This is a genomic window from Streptomyces sp. YKOK-I1 (assembly GCF_054660435.1).
This window is the reverse complement of sequence record NZ_BAAGDR010000001.1, coordinates 3,533,064-3,551,126: the sequence shown is the minus strand read 5'-3', so window position 1 is coordinate 3,551,126 and position 18,063 is coordinate 3,533,064. Positions and strand designations below refer to the sequence as shown.

General features: G+C 73.2%; 14 protein-coding genes. 6 read left to right on the top strand and 8 right to left on the bottom strand.

Going from position 1 to position 18,063, the window contains the following annotated elements; translation table 11 throughout:
- Positions 1-148: 148 nt before the first annotated feature.
- Positions 149-1,144, top strand: a complete 996-nt coding sequence (locus tag ACYQ8Q_RS15425; RefSeq protein ID WP_460065393.1) for a response regulator transcription factor — start codon at positions 149-151, stop codon at positions 1,142-1,144.
- The gene (locus tag ACYQ8Q_RS15420; protein ID WP_460065391.1) at positions 1,144-2,649 is read left to right on the top strand and encodes a sensor histidine kinase; all 1,506 of its coding nucleotides are present in this window, start codon (positions 1,144-1,146) and stop codon (positions 2,647-2,649) included. Before ACYQ8Q_RS15425 ends, ACYQ8Q_RS15420 begins: the two co-directional genes overlap by 1 nt.
- A 486-nt stretch (positions 2,650-3,135) precedes the next feature.
- Here the strand turns inward: ACYQ8Q_RS15420 and nirD are convergent, their stop codons facing one another.
- The 3 genes from nirD to ACYQ8Q_RS15405 are packed head-to-tail and all read right to left on the bottom strand — an operon-like array spanning position 3,136 to position 7,303.
- On the bottom strand, positions 3,136-3,489 hold the full coding sequence (gene nirD, locus ACYQ8Q_RS15415; protein ID WP_460065389.1) for a nitrite reductase small subunit NirD: 354 nt from the start codon (positions 3,487-3,489) through the stop codon (positions 3,136-3,138).
- Positions 3,486-6,089 carry a nitrite reductase large subunit NirB gene (gene nirB, locus ACYQ8Q_RS15410; protein ID WP_460065386.1) on the bottom strand — a complete coding sequence of 868 codons (2,604 nt, stop codon included), beginning with the start codon at positions 6,087-6,089 and terminating at the stop codon, positions 3,486-3,488. Before nirB ends, nirD begins: the two co-directional genes overlap by 4 nt.
- A complete protein-coding gene (locus tag ACYQ8Q_RS15405) occupies positions 6,089-7,303 on the bottom strand; it encodes an NAD(P)/FAD-dependent oxidoreductase (RefSeq protein WP_460065383.1) in 1,215 nt (404 codons plus the stop codon). Before ACYQ8Q_RS15405 ends, nirB begins: the two co-directional genes overlap by 1 nt.
- Positions 7,304-7,452: 149 nt before the next feature.
- Between ACYQ8Q_RS15405 and ACYQ8Q_RS15400 the strand changes: the two genes are divergently transcribed.
- Complete coding sequence (locus ACYQ8Q_RS15400; RefSeq protein WP_460065381.1) at positions 7,453-8,235, top strand: sulfite exporter TauE/SafE family protein; 783 nt, start codon at positions 7,453-7,455, stop codon at positions 8,233-8,235.
- Here ACYQ8Q_RS15400 and ACYQ8Q_RS15395 read toward each other — a convergent pair.
- From ACYQ8Q_RS15395 to ACYQ8Q_RS15385, 3 genes are all read right to left on the bottom strand, one after another.
- Positions 8,232-8,891: a class F sortase gene (locus tag ACYQ8Q_RS15395; protein WP_460065378.1), complete on the bottom strand. Its 660-nt coding sequence runs from the start codon at positions 8,889-8,891 to the stop codon at positions 8,232-8,234. The genes ACYQ8Q_RS15400 and ACYQ8Q_RS15395 overlap by 4 nt on opposite strands.
- A gap of 128 nt (positions 8,892-9,019) precedes the next feature.
- On the bottom strand, positions 9,020-9,547 hold the full coding sequence (locus ACYQ8Q_RS15390) for a hypothetical protein (protein WP_460065375.1): 528 nt from the start codon (positions 9,545-9,547) through the stop codon (positions 9,020-9,022).
- Positions 9,548-9,752: 205 nt separating this feature from the next.
- Positions 9,753-10,190, bottom strand: a complete 438-nt coding sequence (locus tag ACYQ8Q_RS15385; protein ID WP_460065372.1) for a gamma-glutamylcyclotransferase family protein — start codon at positions 10,188-10,190, stop codon at positions 9,753-9,755.
- 187 nt (positions 10,191-10,377) lie between these two features.
- On the opposite strand from ACYQ8Q_RS15385, the gene ACYQ8Q_RS15380 reads away from it, so the two are divergent.
- Positions 10,378-12,024 (top strand): M4 family metallopeptidase, encoded by a 1,647-nt coding sequence (locus ACYQ8Q_RS15380; protein ID WP_460065369.1) that lies wholly within the window; start codon positions 10,378-10,380, stop codon positions 12,022-12,024.
- Between the two features lie 170 nt (positions 12,025-12,194).
- On the top strand, positions 12,195-12,938 hold the full coding sequence (locus tag ACYQ8Q_RS15375; RefSeq protein ID WP_460065367.1) for a DUF6215 domain-containing protein: 744 nt from the start codon (positions 12,195-12,197) through the stop codon (positions 12,936-12,938).
- Positions 12,939-12,989: 51 nt separating this feature from the next.
- Here the strand turns inward: ACYQ8Q_RS15375 and ACYQ8Q_RS15370 are convergent, their stop codons facing one another.
- Positions 12,990-14,498 (bottom strand): MFS transporter, encoded by a 1,509-nt coding sequence (locus ACYQ8Q_RS15370; RefSeq protein ID WP_460065365.1) that lies wholly within the window; start codon positions 14,496-14,498, stop codon positions 12,990-12,992.
- Between the two features lie 193 nt (positions 14,499-14,691).
- Here ACYQ8Q_RS15370 and ACYQ8Q_RS15365 point away from each other — a divergent pair, with 193 nt between their 5' ends.
- Positions 14,692-15,429 carry a TetR/AcrR family transcriptional regulator gene (locus ACYQ8Q_RS15365; protein WP_460065363.1) on the top strand — a complete coding sequence of 246 codons (738 nt, stop codon included), beginning with the start codon at positions 14,692-14,694 and terminating at the stop codon, positions 15,427-15,429.
- Between the two features lie 3 nt (positions 15,430-15,432).
- Here ACYQ8Q_RS15365 and ACYQ8Q_RS15360 read toward each other — a convergent pair whose 3' ends face one another.
- Positions 15,433-17,778, bottom strand: a complete 2,346-nt coding sequence (locus ACYQ8Q_RS15360; protein WP_460065360.1) for a molybdopterin oxidoreductase family protein — start codon at positions 17,776-17,778, stop codon at positions 15,433-15,435.
- Between the last annotated feature and the right edge of the window lie 285 nt (positions 17,779-18,063).

Genomic DNA, 18,063 nt, shown 5'->3' with positions numbered 1-18,063 from the left:
CAAGAATGGGACAGTTTTTGTCCCGCGCAGTTCCCGACTGAGCCGCTGCTCACATTCTCCGGATGGATACGGCGTTTTATCGGTCGCTCTTGTAGCGTGACCTGTCCACGGAACACGCGAATTCGGTTCACGGGAGAGACGGGAACGCATGGGCGTACGAGTCCTGCTCATCGAGGACGACCACACGATCGCCGAACCGCTCGTCGAGGGCCTCGGGCACTTCGGGCTGACGGTGCATCACGTCAGCACGGGCAGTGCGGGGTTGAGAGGGCCGTACGGCGATGTCGTGCTGCTCGACCTGGGGTTGCCCGACGTGGACGGCATCGATGTCTGCCGCGGTATCCGGCAGACCTCCGACGTGCCCATCATCATCCTCAGCGCGCGGGGTGAGGAGGCCGACCGGGTGCTGGGCCTCGAACTGGGCGCCGACGACTATCTCGCGAAGCCGTTCAGCATGCGGGAGTTGGTGGCCCGGGTGCGGGCGGTGACCCGGCGGACCCACCGGGGGCTGGCGGAACCGGGCGGGGAGCCGTTCGGCGGCGAAGCCTTCGGTGCCGTACCCCCGTCCCCGCCCTTCGGCGCCATACCCCCGTCCCCGTCCCCCTCCTCCTCCCCGTCCTATGACCCTGCACCCCCGCCGCCTCCGTCCCAGCCCCAGCCCCAGCCCCAGCCCCAGCCCCAGCCTTTCGAAGCCGTGGCCGCCGGTGCCGCGGGTCCGCTGGTCGTCGACCGGCGGACGCGGCAGGTGTGGGTGGGGGAGCGGGCGGTGACGCTGACGCCCAAGGAGTTCGAGCTGCTCGCCCTGCTCACCGAGGACCCGGGTGCGGTGTATTCGCGGCAGCAGATCCTCGACCGGGTCTGGGATCCGCACTACGAGGGGCCGACCAAGACGCTGGATGTGCATGTCGCCACGCTGCGGCGGAAGTTGGGCAACCCCGCCTGGATCCAGACCCTGCGCGGAGTCGGCTTCCGGCTGGCGGTCCACACCCGGCCGCCCGTCCCCGACGACCCCCAGCCGTATCCGACTTCCAGGTACGAGTCCTCCGGGTACGAGTCGTCCACCTACCAGGATCCGTTCCCGTACGACCACCCCCGCCCCTTCACCCGCCCCCTCCCCACCCCCCACCCCTCGGCGGCCTACTGATGACCCGGCGGCTGCTGCTCAGCTATCTCACGCTCGCCGCGCTGCTCCTGCTCGCCCTGGAGATCCCGCTCGGCTTCGTCTACTCGCGGGCCGAGCGGGAGCGGGTGATCAACGCGGCGAAGGACGAGGCGGAGTCGGTGTCGGCGTTCGCCTCACTGTCCGTCTCCGCGGGCCGGGCCGCGCAGGACCTGCCCGAGCGGGCCGCCCACTGTGCCGAGCGCATCGGCGGCAAGGTGCTGATCGTCGACCAGGGCGGCGCGCTGCTGGCCACCTCGCATCCGCTGAGCGCGGCCGAGGAGGCCGGTCTGCCCGGCTGGCCGGGGATCGCGGCGGCGCTGCGCGGCACCGCGACGGCGGACGTGCGCACCTCCACCATCGGCGGAGTGGAGTATCTGGCGGTGGCCACGCCGGTACGGCACGGCGTCGAGGAGCAGGGCGCCGTCCGGATCACCGTGCCGACGAGGATGGTGGCCGACCGGGTGCATCACGTCTGGCTGCTGCTGGGTCTCGGCGGGCTCGCCGCGCTCACCGCGGTCGTCGTGGTCGGCTTCGGCATCGCCCGCTGGACCGGCCGGCCCATCCGTGAACTGGAGCACGCCACCCATGAGTTGGCGGTCGGCGGCACCGCCGTACCGGTGGCGATCACCAACGGGCCGCCGGAGGTGCGCAGTCTGGCCGCTACCTTCAACCGCACCGCCGCCCGGCTCGAACACCTCCTGGCCTCCCAGCGGGCCTTCGCCGGTGAGGCCTCGCACCAGTTGAAGACCCCGCTCGCGGCGCTGCGGCTGCGGCTGGAGAACCTGGAGAACGACATCGCCCTGAACGCCCGGGGCTCGCTCACCGCCGCGCTCACCGAGACCGACCGGCTGGCCCGGATGGTGGAGGGGCTGCTGGCGATGGCCCGGCTCGACGAGAGCGCGGGCGAACCGGAGCCGGTGGACCTCGGGCAGGTCTGCGCGGAACGCCATCGCGCCTGGACCCCGCTGTACGAGCAGCACGGGGTGTGGCTGGCGCTGGCCGGGGACTACACCGGCGAGGTGCTGGCCCTGCCGGGGGCGGTGGAGCAGATCCTCGACAATCTGCTCTCCAACGCCCTGCGGGTGTCGCCCCCGGGGTCCACGGTCTCGATCGATCCGCGCTGCCCGGCGGTTCCCGAGCGGCGCTTCCCGCACCGGCACCAGCACCGTCCGGCGGGGCCCGGCCGGGTCGAGTTGCATGTCATGGACGAGGGGCCCGGGATGACCGAGGAGCAGCGCCGCCGGGCCTTCGACCGCTTCTGGCGGGCCCCCGACGCCCCGAAGGGCGGTACGGGGCTGGGGCTGGCCCTGGTGCAGCGGCTGGCCCATGCGAGCGGGGGTGAGGCGGTCCTGCGGCGTGCGCCGCTCGGCGGCCTCGACGCGGTGATCCGGCTGCCGGTGGCCCCGGGCCGGGCCGGTGGTGGTCCGGCGCTCCCGTCCCAGCGCCCGGGAAGGCCCCTTCAGGCGGCGGCCCCCGGCGGACGCTGACGCCCGCCCCGGACTGAACCCGGAGGTGAGCCGTGGCCGGAAGGTGGGCGGTGGCCCGTGGCCGGAAGGCGGGTGGTGGCCCGTGGCCGGAAGTCTGGCGGTGGCCCGTGGCCGGAAGTCCGGCGGTGTGCTGTGGCCGGAGGTCCGGCGGTGGCCCGTGGGCGGAAGCCGGGCGGTGGCCCGCGGACGGAAGTCTGGCGGTGGCCCGTGGCCGGAAGTCCGGCGGTGTGCTGTGGCCGGAGGTCCGGCGGTGGCCCGTGGGCGGAAGCCGGGCGGTGGCCTGCGGACGGAAGCCGGGCGGTGGCCCCGGGCCGAAGCCCGGCGGTGAGCCCCGGGCCGAAGTCCGGCGGTGGCCCCGGGTCGAAACCCGGCAGCGGTGGCCCCCGGACCGAGACCGGTGGTCACCCCCGGACGGGAAACCGACGGTGACCCGGGTCGACGCTGACCCGGGTCACCGTGGGGCTTCGTGAGCGAGCGTGAGGCCGCTCAGGCCGCCGCGCGCACCTCGTACGTCGCGATGCGTACCGTCTCGTCGTCCAGGCACTCCCCGGACACGAGGTCGAAGCGCTGCTTGAGCAGCGGCGAGGCGACGAACGGGCGGCCCTGGTGGGTGCCGGTCAGGCCGCGGGAGAGGACCGCCGCGCCGCCGAACGGATCACGGTTGTCGACGGCGTACAGCTCGCCCGCGCGGTCGCGGAAGAGGGCGACCTGGCGGCCGTCGGGCAGCAGCGCGGCCACGCCGCGGCCCGGGGTCAGCGCGGACAGGTCGCAGACGGTGAACCAGTCCTCGTCCAGCAGGAGTTGGATCTTCAGGTCGGTCGTCTCGGGTGCCAGGGTCATCGCTGGGCGCTCCCTTCCAGGGGACGGTGGCCGATGGTCAGCAGCGGCAGGTCGGGCTTGATCTGGTCGCGCTCGGGGACGAAGCCGACGACCGGGTCGGGGGTGTCCGGCGCGTTGACGAAGGACACGAACCGGGCCAGCTTCTCGGGGTCGTTGATGGTGGTGGCCCACTCGTCGGCGTAGTGCGCCACGTGGTCTGCCATCAGGGACTCCAGCTCCTCGCAGATGCCGAGGGAGTCCTCCACGACGACGTCACGGACGTGGTCGAGGCCGCCGGGGATCCGCTCCAGCCAGGTGGAGGTGCGCTCCAGGCGGTCCGCGGTGCGGATGTAGAACATCAGGAAGCGGTCGATCAGACGGATCAGTTCGGCGTCGGAGAGGTCCTGGGCGAGCAGGTCCGCGTGGCGCGGGGTGGCGCCGCCGTTGCCGCCGACGTACAGGTTCCAGCCGTTGGAGGTGGCGATGACGCCGAAGTCCTTGGACTGGGCCTCCGCGCACTCGCGGGCGCAGCCCGAGACGGCGGACTTGAGCTTGTGCGGGGAGCGCAGTCCCCGGTAGCGCAGCTCCAGGTCGATCGCCATGCGGACGGAGTCCTGGACGCCGTAGCGGCACCAGGTCTGGCCCACGCAGGACTTGACGGTCCGCAGCGACTTCCCGTACGCGTGGCCGGACTCGAAGCCGGCGTCCACCAACCGGGTCCAGATGAGGGGAAGTTGTTCGACGCGGGCGCCGAACATGTCGATGCGCTGGCCACCGGTGATCTTCGTGTAGAGGCCGAAGTCACGGGCGATCTCGCCGATCACGATCAGGCCCTCGGGGGTGATCTCACCGCCGGGGATGCGCGGGACGACGGAGTACGAGCCGTTCTTCTGGAGGTTGGCGAGGAAGTGGTCGTTGCTGTCCTGGAGCGCCGCCTGCTCGCCCTCCAGGACATAGCCGCTCGCGCCGATCGTGGGAGCGAGGGAGGCGATGATCGACGCCACCGCCGGCTTGCAGATCTCGCAGCCGTCGCCGCCCCGGGCCTCGTCGCGGCCGTACCGGTCCAGCAGGCCCTGGTAGGTGTTGATGCGCAGGGCGAGGACGATCTCGTACAGCTCCTCGCGGGTCTGGGAGAAGCAGCCGCACAGGCCCTTGTCGACCTCGACGCCGGACGCCTCCAGCTCGGCGGTGACCAGCTGACCGAGGACCTTGACGCAACTGCCGCACCCGGTACCGGCCTTGGTGCACTTCTTGACCTCGGGCACGGTGGTGCAGGAGTGCTCGGTCACCGCGCCGCGGATCGCGCCCTTGCTGACGTTGTGGCAGGAGCAGATGATCGCGTCGTCGGGAAGGGCGGACGGGCCGAGCTGGGCGCCGCCGCTCGCGCCGGCCGGCAGGACCAGCGACTCGGGGGAGACCGGCGGGACGGACCCGGTGAAGGCCTTCAGCGTGCCGTACGCCTCGGCGTCGCCGACCAGGATGCCGCCGAGCAGGGTGCCGTCCCGGCCGATGACCAGCTTCTTGTACAGGCCCGCGCGGGAGTCGGAGTAGACGACGTCGAGGCAGTCGGCGGTGGTGCCGTGCGCGTCGCCGAAGGACGCCACGTCCACGCCGAGCAGCTTCAGCTTGGTGGACAGGTCGGCGCCCACAAAAGCAGCCTCGTCGGAGGCGATGGTGGCCGCGGCCGTCTCGGCCTGCTCGTAGCCGGGGGCCACCAGGCCGTAGACCCGGCCGTCGGAGGCCAGCGCGCACTCGCCGATCGCGAAGACGTGCGGGTCGTTCGCGGTACGGCACTGCTCGTCGACCGCGATGCCGCCGCGCTCGCCGACGGTGAGGCCGCAGTCCCGGGCGAGCTGGTCCCTCGGCCGGACGCCGGCGCTGAACACCACCAGGTCGGTGGCGAGTTCGGAGCCGTCGGACAGCTTCATCCCGGTGACGGCGCCGGCCTCGTCGACCACGATCTCCTGGGTGCCCACGCCCGTGTGGACGCTCAGGCCCATCTCCTCGATGGTGCGCAGGAGCGCGGCGCCGCCGCCCTCGTCGACCTGCACCGGCATCAGCCGGGGCGCGAACTCCACGATGTGGGAGGTGAGTCCGAGGCCCTTGAGGGCGCCGGCCGCCTCCAGGCCGAGCAGACCGCCGCCGACCACGGCACCGGTCGTCGCCGTCTTCGCGTACTCCTCGATCGCGAGGAGGTCCTCGATGGTGCGGTAGACGAAGCAGCCCTGGGCGTCCTTGTTCGGGACCGGCGGCACGAACGGGAACGAGCCGGTGGCGAGGACGAGGGTGTCGTAGGCGAAGACCTGACCGGACTTCGCGGTCACGGTCCGGGCCTCGCGGTCGACGGTGACGGCCGGGTCGCCGACGTACAGCTCGATGCCGTGCGCCGCGATGAACTCCATGTCGGTCATGGAGAGGTCCTCGGCGGTCTTGCCCGAGAAGTACGAGGTGAGCGCCACGCGGTCGTACGCGGGGCGGGGCTCCTCGCAGAGCACGACCACGCGGTGCGTGGCGGTCAGGCCGCGCTCGGCGAGCGCCTCGAGGAAGCGCTGGCCGACCATGCCGTGGCCGACGAGCACGATCGTGGGGGTGGCCTCCGTGGCCTCCGGGGTGGCGGTCATCAGGAGCCTCCATCGTTGGTGAGCAGGTGGAGCAGGGGGCCGCCGTCGGACGGGAGCGGCTCTGCTCCCTCCCAGGCGCGCGCCAGCGCGCCGACGGTGCCGAGTTCGCCGACGAGGACCCCGCCGACCAGGCGGTCGTCGCGGACGACGACCTTGCGGTAGGTCCCCCGGGTGGCGTCGGCGAGCTGGACGACGTCGTCGCCGGGGCGCGGCTCGGTCTCGCCGAACGCGGCGAGGTCGAGGACGCCGTTCCCGGAGAGGGTGAGCCGGGTGAGGGCGCGGGTGCCGCCGTAGCGGGCGGCCGGGTCGCCGGCGAGCGACTCGGCGAGGGCGTCGGCCTGTTCGAGCGCCGGGGCGGCGAGGCCGTACACGGTCCCGTCGTGCTGGGCGCAGTCGCCGATCGCGCGGATGTGCGGGTCGGAGGTGCGCAGCAGGTCGTCGACGAGGATGCCCTTGTGGACGGCGAGCCCGGCCTCCTTGGCGAGCCCGGCGCGCGGGGAGACCCCGCAGGCCAGCACCACCAGGTCGGCGTCGAGGGCGTAGCCGTCGGACATCTCGACGGAGCGGACCGCGCCGCCGACGCAGCGCACGTCGCGGACCCGGCACTCGGTGTGCACCTCGACGCCGAGGTCGGCGAGGTGCCGGCGCACCAGCTTCGAGGCGGCGGGGTCGAGCTGACGCTCCATGAGCCGCTCGGACTGCTGGGCGAGGACGACCTGGGCGCCGCGCGTCGCGAGGGCCCGGGCCGCGGAGACCCCGAGGAGCCCGCCGCCGATGACGACCGCCCGCACGCCCGGCCGTACGGCCTTCGACAGGCCCAGGCAGTCGTCCAGGGTGCGGAACGCGTGGACGCCCTCGGGCAGCACGTGGTCGGGGGTGAACAGACCGCGCAGGGGCGGCAGTACGGGGTTGGAGCCGGTGGCGAGGACCAGCGTGTCGTATGCGATCTCCGAGCCGTCCGCGCAGGTGACGGTGCGCCGGGTGCGGTCGATGCCGGTGACCTTGGCCCGGACCAGTCCGGCGGGCGCGGGCAGCGCGATCACCTCGGGGGCGTACCGGCCGGCCAGCACCTCGGCGAGCAGGACCCGGTTGTACGGGCGGTGCTCCTCGTCGCCGACGAGCAGCGCGGGCACGCCCAGCTCACCGAGCCGGCGGGCGAGTCGTACGCCCGCGAGGCCGGCGCCGATCACCACCACACGCGAATTCGAGGTCATGCCCTTGAGCGTGCGGTGCGGAGGTTACCCGGTCGCATCACGGTTGTTTCCCGCGAGGAACGCTGCCCTCAGCGGGGGCCGGGCGGGGGTGTGAGGGTTTCCGAGGGGTGCGTGGCCTGTGCATTCATACGGGCCGTAGGGTCATGGTCATGCCCGACATCCCCCTTGCCGTGATCGCCCTGCTCTGCCTCGCCGCGCTCGCGGCCGGCTGGATCGACGCGGTGGTGGGCGGGGGCGGGCTGCTGCTCCTGCCGGTGCTGCTGCTCGGTCTGCCCGCCGGGACCCCGGCCGCGTCCGCGCTCGGTACCAACAAGGCGGTGGCGATCGTCGGCACGTCCGGCGCGGCGGTGACGTACGCCCGCAGGGCGCCGGTGGACGTGCGCACCGCCGTACGGATCGGCCTCGCGGCGCTCGCGGGGTCCTCGGCGGGGGCGTTCTTCGCGGCCGGGATGAGCACGGACGTGCTGAAGCCGCTGATCATGGTCGTGCTGCTGGTGGTGGCCGCGTTCGTGATCGCCCGCCCCGCGTTCGGCGCCGCCCCGGCGCCCGGGCCCGCCACCCGCCGCCAGATCCTCACCGCGATCGGTCTCGCGGGCCTCGGCATCGGCTTCTACGACGGACTGATCGGCCCTGGCACCGGTACGTTCCTGGTGCTCGCCCTCACCGCGACCCTCCACCTCGATCTGGTCACCGCCTCGGCCACCGCGAAGATCGTCAACTGCTGCACCAACGCGGGCGCCCTCGCCACCTTCGCCTGGCAGGGCAGTGTGCTGTGGCAGCTCGCCGCCCTGATGGCCGTCTTCAACCTCGCGGGCGGCACGCTCGGCGCCCGCACGGCGCTGAAGAAGGGCAGCGGGTTCGTGCGGGTGGTGCTGCTGACGGTGGTGTTCGCGCTGGTGGGGAATCTGGCGTGGCAGCAGTGGGCGGCCTAGCCGCGGCTGCCGGTGAGGTGGGCGAACACGACCACGTTGCCCTGGTAGCCGGTGGCCTTCGAGTAGGTGCCGCCGCAGGTGATCACCCGTAGTTCGGGGCGGGCGGCGGCGTCGTAGACCTTCGCGTCGGGGAAGTGACGGGCGTCGTACGCCTCGACCGCGTCCACCGTGAAGACGGCGACCGTGCCGTCGAGGCGGTCCACCTCGACGGTGCTGTGCCTGCGCAGGGCGCCGAGGTCGTAGAAGACGGCGGGGCCGTCGGCGTTGTCGACGTGGCCCGCGACGATCGCGGTGCCACGCTCGCCGGGGGTGGTCCCGGCCTCGTACCAGCCGGCCAGGTTCGCGCGGTCGGCGGGCGGGGCGGCGAGGCTGCCGGCCGGGGTCAGGGACAGACCGGTCAGGGGTGCGTCGACATGGAGGGCGGGGATACGGATCCGGGTCGGCGGGGACGGCGGCAGCGCCGGGGCGGAACGTATCGCCGTACCACTGCCCGCACCGCTTCCGGTGCCCGCGCCCGCGTCGTCGCCCGCGTGCGCCTGTGCGGCCGTCGGCTGGGGCGGGGCGTGTGTCTCGGCGCCGCTGTTCAGCAGCCACGCGCCCGCGCCCAGTGCGGTCGCGGTGACGGCGGCTATGAGGGTGTTGCCGACCCTGCGCATGCGTATCTCGACCCTTCTCCCTACGGGGCTACGGGGCGCCCCGTACCCCCCTCCGGGCCGCGAGGGGCGTCGGGCCCGGAGGGGGAGGGGACATGCGGTACCGGTGGACGGACAGCGGAGGGTGTCCGTCAGATCCCGTCGCCTCTCGCCCGGCGATGCAGGAGCCAGGTACCGCCCGCGGCGGCGACGGCGAGTGCCGCCACGCCGGCCGCGGTCTGCACGGGGTCGGGGCCGAGTGCGCCGCCGACCCCCGTCTTCACACTTCCGCGCGGGGCCACCGGCCGCCGCGCCGAGGCCAGCGCCACCACCAGGTCCCCGGTGAGCCGCCGGCCGCCCCGCGCGCACTGCGCGACGATCTCGTACGTCCCCGGCTGTGCGCTCGGCGGCACCCGGAACTCCCCGGTCGACTCGCCGCGCTGCGGGCCCGGCACGAGGGTGAACCGCCCGGCGCCCACCGCGCCGGCGTCGCCCGCCGCCGTCCCGTCCGCGCCGCACGCCGAGGTGTTCACCGTGACCGGGTCGCCGGGGACGACCCCCACGGGGCGGATCTCCAGGTCCGTGCCCGCGTCCCGGGCCCCGTGCGCCGGGGCGGCGATCCCGCCCGCGGCGGCGACGGCGAGCGCGGTGCCGGTCAGCAGACGGGTGGTGCGTCGCATCGGTGCTCCCTCGCAGCGCCTCGGATCGTGTCCCTGCCCTTCCGAGGTAAGTCCCCGTGCGTCGCCCGCGCTTCCTGAAGGGGTGTCAGGAAGGGGGTGAACGGGTGTCGGGGCGCGGGCGGAGAAGGTCGTTTCGGCAGGTCACCGGCGTAGGGGCAGGATGCCTGGGAAAAGCGTCCGGAGGGGGGTGTGAACGGGTGACCGTTCAGCTCCGCGCGAGCCAGTCGCCGCCCTCGACCAGTCGTCCCCGGGCGCGGAGCCGGGCGGCCATGTGCGGGGCGGCCACGTAGACCCAGGCGGACGCGGGACCGGCGTCGGCCGTCGTCACCTCACGGGCCACTCGCTCGTACAGGTTGCGGGGATCGCCGGGCGTGTACTCCTCCAGCCGGTCCAGTTCGGCCAGCAGCCGTGTGTACGTCTCGGGGCGGGCGGTGACGAGTTCGCCGGCCACGACCCCGCCGGGCTCCTCCACCGCGTACGGGTAGCCGGGCCCGTCGTAGAGCACCGCGCCCGTCAGCCGGGCCGGCTCCTCACGCAGGGTGCGGCCGCGCAGGAAGAGGTCGTGGTTGACCTCGCCGGGGCGCAGCGTGCCGTAGACGAAGAACGGGAGGTGGGGGCGGGGCGGGATGGTCGGGATGCTCACGGAAACGATTCTCTCCTCTCACGTCCCACGCACCGCCCCCTCACGGCTTCCGACCGGAAGCGCTATGGACAGGAAATGTCATGCCCACTTAAATCGCAGGACGGCATCAGGCACGACCTCAGGCACACCTCTGCGCCACCCCCACACGCGCCCCCACGGCGCCTTTCCGAGGAGACCGAGCAGACTGATGAGTCGGATACGGCAGCACGTCCGAGGTTCCCGTCTCGCCACCGCCGGCATCGCCGTCACCACGGCGACCCTGCTGGCCGCCGTACTCTCCCCGGCCGCCGACGCGGCCGCCAGACCCACCCGCGCCACCGCGCTCGACCACGCCGCGGCCGCCCTCGTCGAGCACGCCGCGAGCCTGGGGCTGACCGCCCCCCAGGACACCGCCGTCCGGGACGTCGTCATCGACAAGGACGGCGCCCAGCACGTCCGTTACGACCGCACGTACCGCGAACTCCCCGTCCTGGGCGGCGACTTCGTCGTCCACCTGGCGCCCGACGGCAGCTACCGCAGCGCGAACCGGGCGACCCGGGCGGCGATCTCGCTGCCCACCATCACCCCGAAGGTGTCCGCGTCCAAGGCCGCCGACGCCGCCGTGCACGCCCTGCGCGCGGCCGGCCGCGGCGAGACGCTCAAACAGGTCAAGGCCAAGCCGCAACTGGTCGTCGACGCCCTGCACGGCGCCCCGAAGCTGGCCTGGCGCACCCAGGCCGTCGGCCTGGACTCCCTCGGCAACCCGGTCGCCCGCACGGTGCTGACCGACGCGCGCACCGGCGCCCGGATCGACGCCTGGGACTCCATCGAGACGGTGACCGGCGACGGCCAGTCCCTGTACGGCGGCACGGTCCCGCTGGAGACGACGCTCTCGGGATCGACGTACCAGCTCAAGGACCCGAACCGCGGGAACACGTACACCGGTGACGCGGCGAACAAGACCGACCTGTGCATCTTCGGCATCTGCATCAGCCGCGCCCCCGCGACGCTGTTCACCGACACCGACAACCACTGGGGCACGGGCACCACCTCCGACCGCTCCACGGCCGCGGTGGACGCGCAGTACGGCACCAACGTGACCTGGGACTACTACAAGAACGTCCACGGCCGCAACGGCATCGGCAACGACGGCAAGGGCTCCTACAACCGCGTCCACTACGGCAACAGCTACAACAACGCCTTCTGGGACGACAGCTGCTTCTGCATGACCTACGGCGACGGCGACGGCACCCAGCTCGGCCCGCTGGTGGGGCTGGACGTGGCCGGCCACGAGATGTCCCACGGCGTGACGTCGAAGTCCGCCAACCTGACCTACTCGGGCGAGTCCGGTGGTCTGAACGAGGCCACCTCCGACATCTTCGGCTCCCTGGTCGAGTTCTACGCCAACAACGCCTCCGACGCCGGCGACTACCTGATCGGCGAGAAGATCGTCCGCTCCGGCTTCGGCCGGGACGCCCTGCGCTACATGGACAAGCCGAGCAAGGACGGCAGCTCCGCCGACTACTGGAGCAGCTCGGTCGGCAACCTCGACGTCCACTACTCCTCCGGCGTCGCCAACCACTTCGCCTATCTGCTGGCGGAGGGCAGCGGCTCGAAGACCATCAACGGCGTCACCTACAACTCCCCGACGTACAACGGCTCCACGCTCACCGGGATCGGCCGGGACAAGCTCGGCGCCATCTGGTACCGGGCGCTGACGGTCTACATGACGTCGTCCACGAACTACGCGGGCGCCCGGACGGCGACCCTCAACGCCGCCCGTGACCTCTACGGCTCCGGCAGCACCGAGTACAACGCGGTCGCCGCCGCGTGGACCGCGGTGAACGTGAACTGAGCCCGGCCGCAGGGCCGTTCGGTCCTGACCGGTGTGCGGGAGGCGAGTGAGGCACGTGAAGAGACGTGAAGAGGGCGTGAAAACTACTCGCTTTCCCGCACACCGCCCACCCGGTTAGGCTCCCTGCGCGCACGACCGGCGCGACCAGGGGGAACCGGGGGTAACAAGGCATGACCGAGGAAGCCGGGAGAGTCACGGCGGCCGAGCGGGGTCCGAACGCATGGGTGCAGGTCATCTCGGCGTTCGTGGTGGTGGCGGCGCTGGCGGGGGGCCTGTGGAAGTACCAGAAGGACCACGTCGCGCGGGAGAGCGTCGCCGCCGCCGCGCCCGTCGGGCCGATCTCCTGCTCGTCGGCGACGCCCACCGGGGTGCCGACGATGGTGCGGGCGGGGGTGAAGTACGTCTCCGCCAACCGGCTCTGCCAGGCGCTGAACCGCCCCGACCTGGCCGCGCTGCTCGGCACCCCGGGGGAGCGGGCGCAGTCGTACGGCGGCGACGACGACTCCGTCACCCTGGGCGGCAGTGACGTCCCCGCCCCCGAGATGAACGTCACGCTGCGGACGTACTCCGTCCAGCTCTCGGCGTCCTTCGACCACTTCGCGGTCGAGGACATGGCCGACCTGCTGGGCGGCGACGCCCGCGAGCGGACCTTCCTCGGACGCCCGGCGGTGCTGTACTCGGACCGGACCTACGCCTACTTCTGGGGCATCCGTCCCCCCGAGGGCCAAGCCTCCGACGCGCCCAGCCATCCCACCCGCCGGCTCGTCGTCGCCCGGGACCCGAAGGACGGCGGCGGCTCCTACGACATCGCCCTGTGGCGCCAGGACTCCGAGCCCCCGTCCGACGCGGTGCTCCTCCGGCTCGCCGCACGGATCCTGCCGACCCTTCCGGGGTGGGCCGGTTCCGGCTCCTGACGCACCAGGGCCGGCATCCGCACCGGATGCCGGCCTCGGTGGTGGCGGGGCTCAGGACGCCATCCCCGGCTCCCGCTCCTGCGGGGCGGGGGCCGGGGATGGCTCCCGCCCGGGGTTCCGCATCACCAGCGCCGCCAGGACCGCCGCCGTCAGGGTGCCGATCGCGCCGACCGTGAAGGTCGTGGTCATCGACGCGGTGAAGGCCTCGCGGGCCGTCTGGACCAGTTCCGGGTCGCCGTGCGCACTCGCCAGGGCGCCGGCGATCGAGCGGCGCGCGGCGTCGGGGGCGTCCACCGGCATCCGCTCGGTGTAGCCGCCGGCGAGGAGGGAGCCGAGGATCGCGATGCCGAGGGCCGTGCCGGCCTGCTGGACGGTGTCGTTCAGCGCCGAGCCGACGCCCGCCTGGTCCGCGGGGATGGTGCCCATCAGCGCGCCCACCGCGGCCGGCATCGCCATGCCCGCGCCGAAGCCGAGCAGGCCCAGGGCGACGGCGGGGACGGTGAAGCCGGAGCGGGCGCCGACCGTGGTCAGCAGGGCGAAGCAGACGGTCATCACCAGCAGGCCGGCGACGACGACGCGCCGGTTGCCGGTCCGCGCCGCCAGCTTCACGCCGAGTCCGTTGCCGGCCAGCGCGGCGACGGCGAGCGGCAGGAAGGCGAGGCCCGCCCGGACGGGGGAGTGGCCGAGGACGAACTGCAGATACTGGGTGAGGACCAGCAGCAGACCGCCGTTGCCGATCTGGACGAGCGCCAGCGCCAGCGAACCGCCGCTGAAGTCGCGGTGCTTGAACAGGACCAGCGGGACCATGGGCGTCTTCGTGACGTTCTCCCGGACCACGAAGCCGGCCAGGGCGAGGACGGCCACGGCGAGGGTGAGGACGGAGCGGCCGCCGAAGGCCCCGTGCTGCGGGATCTCGATGATCCACCAGACCAGCGCGGTCATGCCGACCGCCGAGAGCACCGCGCCCAGCGGATCCGGCTTCTGCCACGGCGCCCGCGACTCCGGCATCAGGACCACACCGGCGACGAGGGCCAGGGCGACGACCGGGACGTTCAGGAAGAAGATCGAGTGCCAGGAGAAGTGGTCGATCAGGACCCCGCCCAGCACCGGACTGCCGACCAGGCCGAGCATCGACACCGAACCCCAGGCCGCCATGGCCTTCCCGCGCTCCTCCTCGTCGAAGACCGTGATGAGGATCGAGAGGGTGGACGGCATGATCAGCGCGCCGCCCACGCCCATCGCGGTGCGGACGGCGATCACCTCGCCCGGGCTGGTGCAGACCGTCGCCGCCAGTGAGGCGGCCCCGAAGAGCACCAGGCCGATCAGCATCACCCGCCGACGGCCGAAGCGGTCGCCGAGGCTGCCCGAGGTGAGCAGGAGGCCCGCGAACACCAGGATGTAGGAGTCGAGGATCCACTGGGTGTCCTGGGCGCTCGCCCCGAGGTCCTCGGTCATCGAGGGCACCGCGACGGTCAGCGCCATGCTGTCGATCGTCAGGACCAGTGAGCTCAGGCACAGCACGACGAGGATCCACCAGCGGCGTGGATTGCGGCTTTCCATGGGGGTCGGGTCCCTTCCCGTCGGGGATGCGTACGGCGTTCCGCTCGATGCGCACACTGTTCCGGTCGCTGCGTACAGCGTTCCGGGTGCGGTGCGAACACTGTACGCACAGCGGAACGGTGTGCGCAATGCTTGAACTCTGTACGCTGGAGGCGCACGACGTACGCCAGCCGTCCGCCCCGGGAGGAGACCCATGGCCGCCGCCAGGACGAAGAACCCGAACCCCGTGCCCTCCGTCTGGACCCGGCAGAAGCGCGAACCCGACCAGCCCTCACTGAGCCGGGGCGCGATCGTGCGTGAGGCCGTCGCGATGCTGGACGCCGAGGGCATCGAGGCGCTGAGCATGCGCAAGCTCGGCGCCCGGCTGGGCGCGGGCGCGACCTCCCTGTACCGGCACGTGGCCACCAAGGACGAGCTGATGGAGCTGGCGGTCGACGAGGTCGCGGCCGAGGTGCACGTCCCGGAGATCGAGGGCGGCGACTGGCGTACGGCCGCCACGGGGGCCGCCGCCTCCTTCCGGGCCACGGCCCTGCGGCACCCCTGGCTGTCCTCCGTCCTGGGGCAGGCGGGCCTCGCCTACCTCGGCCCCAACCTCATGGCCTTCTCCGAGCGCCTCGCCGCCCTGTTCGCGGCCGCCGGGTTCCCCGAGCCGAGCCGGGCGATCGACACCGTGCTGTCGTACGTCATCGGTATGAGCACCACCGAGGCCGCCTGGCTCACCACCGTCGCCCGGTCCGGCGAGAGCGAGGCCGACTTCGTCGCCCGGCTGATGCCCGCCGCCGGCCGGGCCGCCGCCGGCCACGCCCATCTCGCCGACGGCTACGCGCAGGCCGCCGCCGCGGTCGCCGACCCCGCCGCCCTGCGCGAGGAGAAGTTCCGCTACGGCCTGGACGCCGTCCTCGACGGCCTCGCCCTGCGTCTGCCCGTCTGAGACCTACGGCGCGGCGGTCTCCGCCCGTTCCACGCGCACCGCGCACACCTTGAACTCCGGCATCCGGGAGGTCGGGTCCAGGGCCGGGTTGGTCAGGGTGTTGGCGCGGCCCTCGCCCGGCCAGTGGAACGGCATGAAGACCGTGTCCGGGCGGATCCCGGTGGTGATGCGGGCCGGCGCCACGGCCCGGCCGCGCCGGGACACCACGGCCACGGGATCGCCCTCGGCCGCCCCGAGCCGCGCCGCGAGCCGGGGGTGCAGCTCCACGAACGGACCGGGCGCGGCGGCGTTCAGCTCGTCGACCCGGCGGGTCTGCGCGCCGGACTGGTACTGCGAGACGACCCGGCCGGTGGTGAGCAGCACCGGGTACTCCTCGTCCGGCTCCTCGGCGGCCGGCCGGTGCGAGACGGACACGAACCGCGCCCGCCCGTCGGGGGTAGCGAACCGGTCGAGGAAGAGACGGGGGGTACCGGGGTGCACCGACGGTGCGGGCTCCGGGGTCCGGGGCGCGGTGTCGGGGTCGGCCGTCCCGGCGGGTGTGGCATGCCGGGCGGGGTTGGCCGTGGGCGGGTGCGGTGCGGGGTTCTGGTGGTTCTCGGGTGATGCCTGGGCGGGGGTCGGGGTGCCGGGGTGCGGTGTCGCGGCGGGCTCGGCAGCCCGCGACGGTGCCGCGCCCTCCCGGTGCTCCGGCGAAGCCGGGCCGGAAGCCGGAACCGGGATCGTCGCCGTCGGCGTTTCCGGGGCCGGTGCCGGGCACGGCCAGAACACGCCGTTCTCCTCCGCCAGGCGGCGGTAGGTGATCCCGGAGTAGTCGGCGAGGCCGCCCGCGCTGGCCCGGCGCAGTTCCTCGAAGACCTCCTCGGGGTCGGTCGGGAACCCCTTCCCCACGCCCAGCCGGTCCGCCAGCTCGTGCAGGACCTCCAGATCGCCGCGGACGCCGTCGGGCGGGGTGAGCGCCTGACGGCGCAGCAGCACCCTGCCCTCCAGGTTGGTCGTCGTGCCCGTCTCCTCCGCCCACTGGGTGACCGGCAGGACCACGTCCGCGAGGGCCGCCGTCTCCGACAGCACCACATCGCACACGGCGAGGAACTCCAGGGACCTGATCCGCTCCTCGACATGTGCGGCCCGCGGCGCCGACACGACCGGGTTGGACCCCATCAGCAACAGGGACCTCACGTCCGTGCCGAGCGCGTCCAGCAGTTCGTAGGCGCTGCGTCCCGGTCCGGGCAGGCTGTCGGGGTCGACGCCCCACACCTCGGCCACATGCCGGCGCGCCGCCGGATCGTCCAGCTTGCGGTAGCCGGGCAGCTGGTCGGCCTTCTGGCCGTGCTCGCGCCCGCCCTGCCCGTTGCCCTGCCCGGTGAGGCAGCCGTAGCCGGACAGCGGCCGGCCCGCGCGGCCCGTGGCCAGGCAGAGGTTGATCCAGGCGCCGACCGTGTCGGTCCCCTTGGACTGCTGCTCGGGTCCGCGCGCCGTGAGCACCATCGCGGCCTCCGGCTCGCAGAACAGCCGTACGGCCTCCCGGAGTTCGGGAACGGACACCCCCGTGATCCGTTCCACGTACTCCGGCCAGTGCGCCATGGCCGCCGCGCGGGCGTCCTCCCAGCCGGCGGTGCGCTCGGTGACGTACTCCTCGTCGACCCGCCCCTCGGCGACGACGAGGTGCAGCAGTCCGAGCGCCAGCGCCAGGTCGGTCCCCGGGCGCGGCGCGAGGTGCAGATCGGCCTGCTCGGCGGTCCTCGTGCGGCGCGGGTCGACGACGATCAGCGTGCCGCCGTTCTCCCGCAGTTCGTGGAGGAAGCGCAGGAAGGGCGGCATGGTCTCGGCGGGGTTCGACCCGACGAGGATCACGCACCCCGTGCGCGGGATGTCCTCCATCGGGAACGGCAGCCCCCGGTCCAGGCCGAACGCCTTGATGCCGCCCGCCGCCGCCGAGGACATGCAGAAGCGGCCGTTGTAGTCGATCTGCGAGGTGCCGAGCACCACGCGCGCGAACTTGCCGAGCGCGTACGCCTTCTCGTTCGTCAGCCCGCCCCCGCCGAACACCCCGAGCGCGTCGGCGCCGTAAGCGGCCCGTACGCGGGTCAGCTCCCGGGCGATCCGGTCCAGCGCCTCCTCCCAGGAGGCCGGCACGAGCGCGTCCCCGGAGCGCACCAGCGGCGAGGTCAGCCGGACGCCCGGGGCGAGCACCGCCGGCGCGGTGCGGCCCTTGCCGCACAGCGCGCCCCGGTTCACCGGGAAGTCCGGGCGCTCGACCACCTCGACGCCCCCCGTGGGCAGGGGCGACAGGGCCATCCCGCACTGCAGGGCGCAGTACGGGCAGTGGGTGGGCGTCGAGGTGGTCCGCATGCGCTTCAGCGTGCTTCGCCCGTGTTACGCCCCGTGCGGTCTCCTGTTACGGCGGTGTGGTCGTGCCCTCCCCGGCGCGAGGGCGCCGACGTGAGGGGTGCGGGAGGAGCGGGTGTGACGGAAGACGCCTCACGTGACTCATTTCGTCCCGTAGTTGGCCGGTCACACATGGTTGAGAGTTGAAGAGCCGCTACTAGAGTCGAGAACGCGCACGACCCCGCACGGCATCGCACGACCGCACGGCGTTCGAAATCCCGGGCATGCCGCCGCCCCGGACATGTCACC

What these genes read in the sequence shown, in the direction of transcription:
- ACYQ8Q_RS15365 (WP_460065363.1), top strand. Translation starts at nt 14,692, where the DNA reads ATGGCCGCCGCCAGGACGAAGAACCCGAACCCCGTGCCCTCCGTCTGG.
- ACYQ8Q_RS15395 (WP_460065378.1), bottom strand. Translation starts at nt 8,891, where the DNA reads ATGCGCAGGGTCGGCAACACCCTCATAGCCGCCGTCACCGCGACCGCA.
- ACYQ8Q_RS15420 (WP_460065391.1), top strand. Translation starts at nt 1,144, where the DNA reads ATGACCCGGCGGCTGCTGCTCAGCTATCTCACGCTCGCCGCGCTGCTC.
- ACYQ8Q_RS15425 (WP_460065393.1), top strand. Translation starts at nt 149, where the DNA reads ATGGGCGTACGAGTCCTGCTCATCGAGGACGACCACACGATCGCCGAA.
- nirB (WP_460065386.1), bottom strand. Translation starts at nt 6,089, where the DNA reads ATGACCGCCACCCCGGAGGCCACGGAGGCCACCCCCACGATCGTGCTC.
- ACYQ8Q_RS15400 (WP_460065381.1), top strand. Translation starts at nt 7,453, where the DNA reads ATGCCCGACATCCCCCTTGCCGTGATCGCCCTGCTCTGCCTCGCCGCG.
- ACYQ8Q_RS15360 (WP_460065360.1), bottom strand. Translation starts at nt 17,778, where the DNA reads ATGCGGACCACCTCGACGCCCACCCACTGCCCGTACTGCGCCCTGCAG.
- nirD (WP_460065389.1), bottom strand. Translation starts at nt 3,489, where the DNA reads ATGACCCTGGCACCCGAGACGACCGACCTGAAGATCCAACTCCTGCTG.
- ACYQ8Q_RS15370 (WP_460065365.1), bottom strand. Translation starts at nt 14,498, where the DNA reads ATGGAAAGCCGCAATCCACGCCGCTGGTGGATCCTCGTCGTGCTGTGC.
- ACYQ8Q_RS15390 (WP_460065375.1), bottom strand. Translation starts at nt 9,547, where the DNA reads ATGCGACGCACCACCCGTCTGCTGACCGGCACCGCGCTCGCCGTCGCC.
- ACYQ8Q_RS15405 (WP_460065383.1), bottom strand. Translation starts at nt 7,303, where the DNA reads ATGACCTCGAATTCGCGTGTGGTGGTGATCGGCGCCGGCCTCGCGGGC.
- ACYQ8Q_RS15375 (WP_460065367.1), top strand. Translation starts at nt 12,195, where the DNA reads ATGACCGAGGAAGCCGGGAGAGTCACGGCGGCCGAGCGGGGTCCGAAC.
- ACYQ8Q_RS15380 (WP_460065369.1), top strand. Translation starts at nt 10,378, where the DNA reads ATGAGTCGGATACGGCAGCACGTCCGAGGTTCCCGTCTCGCCACCGCC.